The organism is uncultured Clostridium sp. (genome assembly GCF_900547735.1).
Lineage (GTDB): Bacteria > Bacillota > Clostridia > Lachnospirales > Lachnospiraceae > Otoolea.
The window spans coordinates 1-8,827 of record NZ_URHZ01000128.1 but is presented as its reverse complement, the minus strand read 5'-3'; the positions used below and the strand labels follow the sequence as shown (position 1 = coordinate 8,827).

Annotated in this window: 8 protein-coding genes; 3 read left to right on the top strand and 5 right to left on the bottom strand. The window is 50.5% G+C overall.

Annotation, left to right across the window (positions count from 1 at the left end):
• Positions 1-63 precede the first annotated feature (63 nt).
• Both QZT18_RS22895 and QZT18_RS22890 read right to left on the bottom strand, forming a co-directional pair.
• Entirely contained in the window at positions 64-1,068 is a 1,005-nt protein-coding gene (locus QZT18_RS22895) for a sensor histidine kinase KdpD (protein WP_294151962.1), read from the bottom strand.
• A 2-nt stretch (positions 1,069-1,070) separates the two neighbouring features.
• Positions 1,071-1,742, bottom strand: a complete 672-nt coding sequence (locus QZT18_RS22890) for a response regulator transcription factor (protein ID WP_294151960.1) — start codon at positions 1,740-1,742, stop codon at positions 1,071-1,073.
• 203 nt (positions 1,743-1,945) lie between these two features.
• On the opposite strand from QZT18_RS22890, the gene QZT18_RS22885 reads away from it, so the two are divergent.
• Complete coding sequence (locus QZT18_RS22885) at positions 1,946-2,275, top strand: helix-turn-helix domain-containing protein (RefSeq protein ID WP_294151958.1); 330 nt, start codon at positions 1,946-1,948, stop codon at positions 2,273-2,275.
• Between the two features lie 121 nt (positions 2,276-2,396).
• Here the strand turns inward: QZT18_RS22885 and QZT18_RS22880 are convergent, their stop codons facing one another.
• From QZT18_RS22880 to QZT18_RS22870, 3 genes are all read right to left on the bottom strand, one after another.
• Positions 2,397-3,425, bottom strand: coding sequence for a C45 family peptidase (locus tag QZT18_RS22880; protein WP_294151956.1), 1,029 nt, complete (start codon positions 3,423-3,425; stop codon positions 2,397-2,399).
• A 95-nt stretch (positions 3,426-3,520) separates the two neighbouring features.
• Positions 3,521-4,174, bottom strand: coding sequence for a DUF3795 domain-containing protein (locus QZT18_RS22875; protein ID WP_294151954.1), 654 nt, complete (start codon positions 4,172-4,174; stop codon positions 3,521-3,523).
• Between the two features lie 338 nt (positions 4,175-4,512).
• Complete coding sequence (locus tag QZT18_RS22870) at positions 4,513-6,486, bottom strand: hypothetical protein (RefSeq protein WP_294151952.1); 1,974 nt, start codon at positions 6,484-6,486, stop codon at positions 4,513-4,515.
• Positions 6,487-6,841: 355 nt separating this feature from the next.
• Between QZT18_RS22870 and QZT18_RS22865 the strand changes: the two genes are divergently transcribed.
• Positions 6,842-7,516: a response regulator transcription factor gene (locus tag QZT18_RS22865; RefSeq protein ID WP_294151950.1), complete on the top strand. Its 675-nt coding sequence runs from the start codon at positions 6,842-6,844 to the stop codon at positions 7,514-7,516.
• Positions 7,513-8,730, top strand: coding sequence for a cell wall metabolism sensor histidine kinase WalK (locus QZT18_RS22860; protein ID WP_294151948.1), 1,218 nt, complete (start codon positions 7,513-7,515; stop codon positions 8,728-8,730). The genes QZT18_RS22865 and QZT18_RS22860 overlap by 4 nt, the downstream gene beginning before the upstream one ends.
• Positions 8,731-8,827: the final 97 nt, after the last annotated feature.

Genomic DNA, 8,827 nt, shown 5'->3' with positions numbered 1-8,827 from the left:
ATCCTGCCCGGAGGGCTTTTAATATCATAGGAGCACTTTCCTATGATATTAAAAAAGGGAGTCTTAAACCGCTCCCTTATAAAACCGGATATCAAATTCCGCGCCGCCGTCCTCCGTATTCCCCGCCCTGATGGTTCCGTTCTGCTTTTTGATTATCATGCCGGCCAGCGCCAGTCCGATTCCGGCGCCTTCCGGACAGATATTCTTTCCTCTGTAAAAGCGCTCAAAAAGACGGCTTAAATCTTCCTCTGCAAACCCTTCCCCATTATCTCTTATCCGAATCCGTGTATAGACTGGATTCTCATCCGCACTTACCCTGATGGTTCCGCCCTCCGGCGTGTGTTCCACACAATTTTTAAGGATATTTCCCAGAGCCTCGGCAGACCACAGCAAATCTCCTGTATAAAAGGAGTTTTCCGCCCCCTCCACAAGCAGGGCCTGCCCCTTTAATTCCATCGGTATTTCCAGAGGTTCCAAAGCCCGTTTAAGAAGCTGTGAAACAGACATTGGTTCGCTTTTTAACTCCAAAGTTCCTGACTCCAGCCTCGCTATTTTCAGCAGCGTGGCAATCAGCCATTCCGTCCTTGTGAGAAGTCGGTCCATGTCATAAAATGCTTTAAATTTTTCCTCTTCGTCCGTGGCTTCTCTTATCCGTTTCAGGAGCAGGCGGATCGAGGTCAGAGGCGTTTTCACCTGATGGGAAATATCTTCCAATGAATTCTGAAGAAAAGCCTTCTCCCTCCCCAATTCCTCCGCCTGCTCCTGTAAACGGACCGTCATCTTATAGATCTTGCTTCCGAGAACCGCCAGTTCCCCCTCCCGATCGGGAAGCATGGAAATTCCTCCTTCACCGTGCAGTATTTCATCCAGCCCTGCGGACAGCTCCGCCAGACGGTCATATCTTTTTTTCGTAAAGCACATAAAAATAATTCCGGCCGTCAGACAGACTATCGCCACATACAGGGCAAAAAACGGGTTCCACACTGCAGCTACAGCCGATGAAGCCACAGAAAACAACAGGTAAATTCCCACGAATACTTTTAATTCCGGATTTCTTAATAATCTCATCATTATTCTCCGACTCTGTAGCCTCTCCCCCGGACCGTCGTAATAATCCGCGGATTGGCCGGATCTTCCTCTATCTTCTCCCGGAGACGCTTGATATAAACGGTGAGCGTGTTGTCGTTTACATAGTCACCGGCAATATCCCATATCTCCTCCAGCAGCCTCATCCTGGAAAGTACTTCCCCCTGTCGGTTTAAGAAGACAAGTAAAAGCCTGTATTCCAACGCGGACAGCATAATCTCCTTTCCATTTCTCCTGACAATGCCTTTTACGGTATCCACTTCCAGACCGTCAATCAGAAACAGGGAGCGGCTTTTCCCACTTCTTCTGAGTGTATTTTTTACCCGTGAAATCAGTTCCAGCGGTTTGAACGGTTTTGCAATATAATCATCCGCACCCAAATCAAAGCCCGTAACTATGCTGCCCTCATCCCCCATTGCGGTCAGGAAAATAACCGGTATATCCGTCTCTCTTTTGATTGTCGTGCAGAGAGAATATCCGTTTCCGTCGGGCAGCATGACATCCATCAGGATTAAATCAAACCGTTTCCGGGCGGTTCTGTCGAGCGCCTCTTCCCTGGTTGCGGCCCACTCTGCCGAAAAGCCTTCTTTCTTCAGGAGAAACAATAAGTTTTCTGCAATCTCCCTGTCATCTTCCACTATTAAAATGTGATTCATTCTCTGAGTCCTCATATTTCTTCTGTTAAAGTTGAAAATCATGCTTCAATAGTATAAAATTGTTATATACTATTCAAATAAGATGTATACCTGTTTTGATACTGTCATTACGTTTTGATGTTGTCATTGTGGTTTGATGTTGTCATTACGTTTTGATATTGTCGTTACGTTCGGATACGGTCATTAAGGAGGCTGATGTACATATGGATTCAACCAAAAATCATCCCGACTGCCCGGTGGAGATGACACTGCAGCTCATCGGTGAAAAATGGAAGGTGCTCATTATCCGCGATTTACTGACCGGGACAAAACGTTTCAACGAACTGATGCGTTCCGTCACCGGCATTACCCAGAAGGTTCTAACCAGCAATCTGCGCGCCATGGAAAGCGCCGGGCTTATCAACCGCAAAGTCTATGCCGAGGTTCCGCCCAGAGTGGAATATTCCCTGACGGAGACGGGTTACAGCCTGAAGCCGATTCTGGATTCCATGGTGGCCTGGGGAACGGCCTATAAGAACAGCCAGGACACCTGAACAGGACCAAGGGTAAAATTCCCGAAACGCCGTCTGCGCCGGAGCGGAAAGATTTATTCCAGCCCCGGCGCAGTATCTTCTCAGACCTCCAAGCTATTTCCGGCAGCAGATTTCTTTGCCGTTACTGTCCCGTAATCAGGAAGCGCGTATCCTGCCTGAATTTCTTCCTGGAGGGATTCCCCTCACAGCGCAGGATTTCCAGTGTTTCCAAATCATAGACAGCCGACCACACCGTGTCCTTTCCCGTGCTGCGGTCATACTGACACATAAAACCGTAGCGGCCCGACAATATCCGTTCTGCAAATCCCGTATCCCGTATTTCATCCGAACGAAACGCCGTTTCAATCGTCTGATACCGCTCTTCTGCGTTCCAGTCATCAATATCCCGGCACGTATACCGCTGCATTTTCTCAGAATGGAATGAATTGACGGCCGAAACATAACCGCGTTTCCCGTCCGGACGTTCCACGCTTATACTCTCACAGTTACACTCAATAACGGCAATATCTCCCGACCGGTCGGCCGCGGTAATCGTCTGGCTGGATGCAATGGGCAGCACTTTCAGCGCCTCCGTGAACTCCTTCACCGTTCTGCACCGTTCCAGGCCGTACCGTAAAAGCATCCCCGCATTCAGACCGGCGCCCAGAACGGCAGGATACACGGAGGTCAGTCCAATCGCCAGGCCGTGCTCATTCACACCATCCTCCATCTCCACAAATGCGGTGGTGTTGCCCTGGAAGGAATATGGGCGTCCGCCATTTCCGGATGTATCAAACTTATAAATGCAATTCATATACAGTTTCTCAATTGCGGTCAGAAAATCGCTGTTTCTGGCCAGAATGATGTGGCCTTCACTCTTATACGCCACGCAGGAACATTTATTATCCGGCATAATGCAGTACATGCTGAGAAGCACGGCCAGCAGTTTCTCCGAAGAACTCTTCTGTCCCTTTGCAATTCCCTCTATCTCTTCCAGCACTTCGGGATAATACTCCTGATAAAACGGAAGACACTGCCTGCTGAATGAAATCCGTTCCTCCGTAATTGGAAAAGGAACTCCTTCCAGCAGATTCTTGCCGTTTTTCAGCAGCAGGCCGCCCCATTTTAATCCGATTTCGTGATGTGTTCCCTTAAACCTTGCATGATACATAATTTGCTCTCCTTTTCTGTTTTGAGAGCCACCGGTAACTCTTGAATTGAGCATAATTGAATAAAAATTTTATGTCAATACCTTAAATAATATAATTAATATAGTTTATTTTCCTGTTTTGGCTTCTTTTTCAGTTTCAACACAATCCCCCGTTTGTCGGCGGCGCCCTGCAGCAGCTTTACCACACAGGCCGCCCTCTCTTTTATCGTTTGACCGGCCTGATCCGGACAGGCTTTCACCTGGCCCATAACCGCCTGCAGTTCACCGCATTCTAAAAGATTAACCGCCAGGCAGAAAAAGCTTTTTCTGCGGCCGTCATTATAATTTTCCAGAAGTTCACCGAGTATCTCCGTCTTTCTCCTCTGCTCCTCCTGATATGCTTCTTTCCCGATGTTCCGGTGCTTGTCTAAATCGCTTCTCCTGTTGCGGTGTGTAATGAAAGAATCGTATTCGTCGATCGTTTCATATTTCTCACAGGGAAAATCAGGACATTGGTGGCAGTAATCTATTTTTTCCCCGCCGGGCCCGTCTTTTTCACTGTTGTTTTCACTGTTATTGTTTTCACTGTTTCTGTTTTCCCTGTTGTTGTTTTCACTGTTTCTTTTCAAACTGCATTTTGCAATCCGGCAGGACTGGTTTCCCTCCCCGCCTCCGCATCCGGGACAGTATCCGTCGATATGCATCGTACAGAGCCCGCAGTTCAGGCCGCAGAGTGAAAATAAATCATCATCCCTGATAAAATCTTTCATATGTATCTGTTCCCCCATTTTTTTCTGGAATATGCGACGGATTTCAGCGGTAAACGCAGAACCCGGCATGCGCAGGTATAATGCCCACTTTATGGTCATTGTACCATAATTACAGAATTCATGGCAAGACCGGCTCTTTGACGCTGCCTGACAGCAGCAAGAGGTTACTGTTCACACCGCATGTGCTGTAAACAGTAACACGCTTCGCGGAATACTGCCTATGAACAGTAACAGAAAGAGCTCCGTTTGAAGCAGAGCAACGGGGCCAAAACGCATTTTCATACGTTTTGGCCCCGATAAGAACATTATTTCCGCCGGATAGCTCCTTCCGATATCATTCAGACGGAACTGCTGTAGGAATCCACTGTGATTGTATATTTTCCTTCTCCTTTGACATACTCCGTACCATCGGTTCCTAAGATAGAAACCGTTTTTTTATCTGCGCCCACAATCCGGCCCGAGCATTTCAGTGAAGAGAGCGTGCTGTCTCCCGTCACATTCCAGGTGGAGGATGCATCAATGATAAGCTCGGCGCGGCCTCCGCCTCCGTTTCCGGCATTCGAATCGTCTTTGACGAATGCTCCCGTAAACACGCTGTTGTCCCCGAAGCTGCATGTCAGGCTGCTGATGCTGTCCCAGATGATATCGCCCGCCATCGTCTGGCTGTCTGCCGTAAAGGTGCAGTCGGCTCCGTTGGCGCCGCTCGTTCCCCATCCCCTCTTATTGGCATTCCCGGTACATTTCAGGAAAAAATCATTGGAGGCGGAGGGCGTTATATCTACGTTATTCAGATAAAACGTGCTTTCCGTATTGGTTGTATAGAAAAGTCCTCCGTTCTTCGAAGTCAGGCTTCCTCCCGTCATCTCAAACGTGCTGTTTCCCACCTCGGAATCTCCCGACATGCTCTGGTATAATATTACGGTCCAGTTGCAGTCGTTTTGCTCATTTTCAGGAATATTTCCCGTCAGTTCGCAATTTAAAAGCTTCAATGAATTCAGCCCCTCAATGCAGACGGCTTCCGAGCCGGCCGCCGTCAACACGGCATTCTCGACCGTAATATCAGCCGTGGAATAAACGGCTGGGGAGCCTGTTCCGTTTGATGTGTAGCTGCCGCCTTTGACCGTCATGACACCGCTGCCCCGGTCGCTCCGAATGGCGGCGGAAGACTCCCCGTATGTTTCCACCGTCAGATTTTCGGCATGGAGGGTTCCCCCTCCGGCAACATGGATTCCGCCGGACGTATCCTGCTTCGTTGTTATCACCGAATCGGATACATTTGCCTTGCCGCTTCCGTAGCTGAAGATGCCTGCTCCGCCGGCGGCATCCGTATCAATCACCGCTCCGCTTATATCCGCGGTGCCGCCGGTAACCAGGATCGCGGCTCCGACTCCGTAAAAGCTGGCGCTGTCTCCCCCGGTGCTGTCCGGTGAGGTTCTCGTCACCGTAAAATCCCTCATTGAAACATTCGCCCCGTTTAAGATGTGGACGGCGTTTTCATCTTTTCCTGTGGAGGAATACGTCTCTCCCTCAGTCTCCGTATCCCCGGAATATTCCGTTGCGGCCTCATAAGTCTCAGGTTCGGAATGACCGCCTCCAGGACCGCCCATTTCACCGGGCCCCCCCTGCCCCATCTGTCCGGAAAGGCCGGCGACCGTCACCTTAACGGCCGTATTTTCCGAGTCAATCTCTACAGTGACGATATCTCCGGTCTTAATATCAGAAACGCTGATGATGCCGCCTTCCTCATTAAGGAATTCGGTGGCGGAGGTCAGAACAGCCGTTACCGTCCTGCTCTCAGGCCTCTCCTCGCCTGACTCTCCGGAAGGTTTACCGTCTCCGTGTCCCTGCTTTTCATTCCCCTGTTCCTGCCTTTCATTCTCCTGTCCCTGCCTTTCATCCCCCTGTTCCGGTGCACTCTCATTTTCTCCGCCTTTCCCCTGCTGTTTCCGGCTGTCTTCATTCGGTCCGCGGTTATCCCCGTCTGTTTTTTGGCTGTCTCTGCCTGGCTTTTTGTCATCTTCGCCCGACTTCTGTTTATTTCCATCCGGCTCCCGGCCATCATCATTCCTGTTCCGCTCCCCGCCGCCCTCATTCCGGCCGCCTCTGTCACCCCGGCCGGAGCCCCCGGTGGATAATGAAATCTCCGTATCCGAGATTTCCGTAACACGGCCTGTTACCTCCGATGTTTCTTTTTCACTATTTTCATCTGCCGCCGCTGTCGTATCCGTTATTGCGGCATTTTGTTTGTTCTGGCATCCGGCCATCAGAATGCCTCCGGCCAAAAGTACACAAAAGACTGCTTTTTTCTTCATAAAATTCTCCTTTTACATTGATGACGGCACACCCGCCTTGCCGGCCGCCTCAGATATCCATCTGTTAACGGGAGTATAAAGGCGCATCCTGAAATGAAGCTGAAATTCACAGAAAGTTCAAAGTTTTCCATAAGGGAGACGTGATATACTATGAGCACTTGGTGAGGTCCTTCCGAACCTAGTGCGAGTCATATCTGAACACTTAATGAGGTTTCTGCGAATTTAGTGATCAGATATACTATGAGCACCTGGTGAGGTCCTTTCGAACCTAGTGCGAGTCATATCTGAACACTTTAATGAGGTTTCTGCGAATTTAGTGACTGTATCTACGATAAACCATCCGGAGGAATTTTATATGCGCATTCTGATTATAGAAGATGAAAAACGGCTGGCCGCCACTCTGGCTGATATTGTGAACAATTCCGGCTACTCCGCCGATATCTCCCACACGGGGACGGAGGGGCTCTACTTTGCCAGGAGCGGCATTCACGACGCCATTGTACTGGATGTGATGCTGCCGGGACTTAACGGCTACGAAATATTAACGCGGCTTAGAAATGAACATATCATGACCCCGGTCCTCATGCTGACCGCCCGCTCGGAACTGGCCGACCGGGTGAGGGGGCTGGATGCGGGCGCCGACTATTACCTGACAAAGCCTTTTGAAAATGACGAGTTTCTGGCCTGTCTCCGCGCCGTCCTGCGCCGCCAGGCCGATATCGTACCGGACAGCTTCTCCTTTGGGGATCTGCTCCTCACCCCGTCCTCCTCAAAACTCTGCTGCCGGGAGCGCGAGGTTTCCCTGAGCGCAAAAGAGAATGAGATGATGCGCCTGCTGATTCAGAACAGCAGCCAGTATCTTCCAAAGGAGACTCTGCTGCTGAAAGTGTGGGGCTATGATTGCAATGTAAATGCAAACAGCGTGGAGGCCTATATCTCCTTTCTCCGTAAAAAGCTTCTGCTGCTGGACTCTTCCGTCCGCATTGCGGTTGTGCGAAATATCGGCTACCGGATGGAGGTGGCGGAATGATCAAAAAACTCCGCTGGAAATTTGTCACCATCATGATGATCATTGTCACAATCCTGCTGGTATCTATTTTTATGACACTCTACTACTCCACCAAAACGGGATACCGCCAAAGAAGCATGGATGCCCTGCACACCGCGATGAAAGAAGACTTTCCCGCCAATAACCCACCGCCTCCCCGAAGGGAGGAAACGCCTGTGCTCATAGCGGATGTTGGAACGGACGGGACCGTCACAATAACGAAAAACAGGCTGACAGGCACGGACGGCAGCGATGCCGGAGCCTTAATCTCCCTGGTCAATGAAAGGGGAAAACCGGCCGGAACCCTGGAGGAGCAGCATCTGCGCTATCTTCGGGGAAATAAGGGACCTGACGGCAGAATCCGGTATGTATTTTCAGATATTTACGCGGAACAGAACTCCCTGCGCCGACAGATTGTCTATTCTGCCGTGATTGGTTTTTGCGCATTTGCCGCATTCTTTCTCTTTTCCGTCATCCTGTCGGGATGGGCCGTAAAACCCGTGGAAAAAGCGTGGGATCAGCAGCGGCAGTTCGTCGCGGATGCCTCCCATGAACTGAAGACACCGCTCACCGTCATCCTCTCCAATGCCGGTATGCTGTCGCAGCCGGATGTTGTGCCGGACGAAACAAACCGCCTGCGGATCGAACGAGTCCGGGCCGAGGCGGAGCGCATGAAACAACTCGTGGAAAGTCTTCTCACCCTCGCCCGCAGCGACTCCGAAAACGCTTCGGCCGCCTTCCGTTCCCTGGATCTCAGTTTTGTTGTCAACAGCAGCATCATGACGTTTGAGCCGCTTATTTTTGAAATGGGAAAAAGGATTTCGTATGAAGTGGATAAAGAAATCAGGATAAATGGAGACGGGGAAAAGCTGAGGCAGCTTGCCGACATACTGCTCGATAATGCCTGCAAATACAGCCCGGAGGGAGGCTTAATCACGGTCGCTCTGACTGCCTCGTCCGGCAGGGAAGCCGTCCTCTCCGTGGCCAACGAAGGAAAAGCCCTAACCGGGCATGAGATAAAACAGCTCTTCCACCGGTTTTACCGGGCCGATCCGTCCAGAAGCGACGTTCCCGGCTACGGGCTGGGTCTCTCGATTGCGGAGAGCATTGTAAAAGAACACGGAGGAGAAATCCGGGCAGAGTCGGACGAAAAGGGGGTAAACTGTTTTACGGTTGTTCTTCCGATGAAAGCATAAAGGTGTAAGCGTTTCAGGCAGATGGTCGGGGTTTGGGATTGAGAGAGGGAGGTTGTGAGTCTTCAGTCCCGGTTTGCAGAGTGTGGTGAGGGGGAAT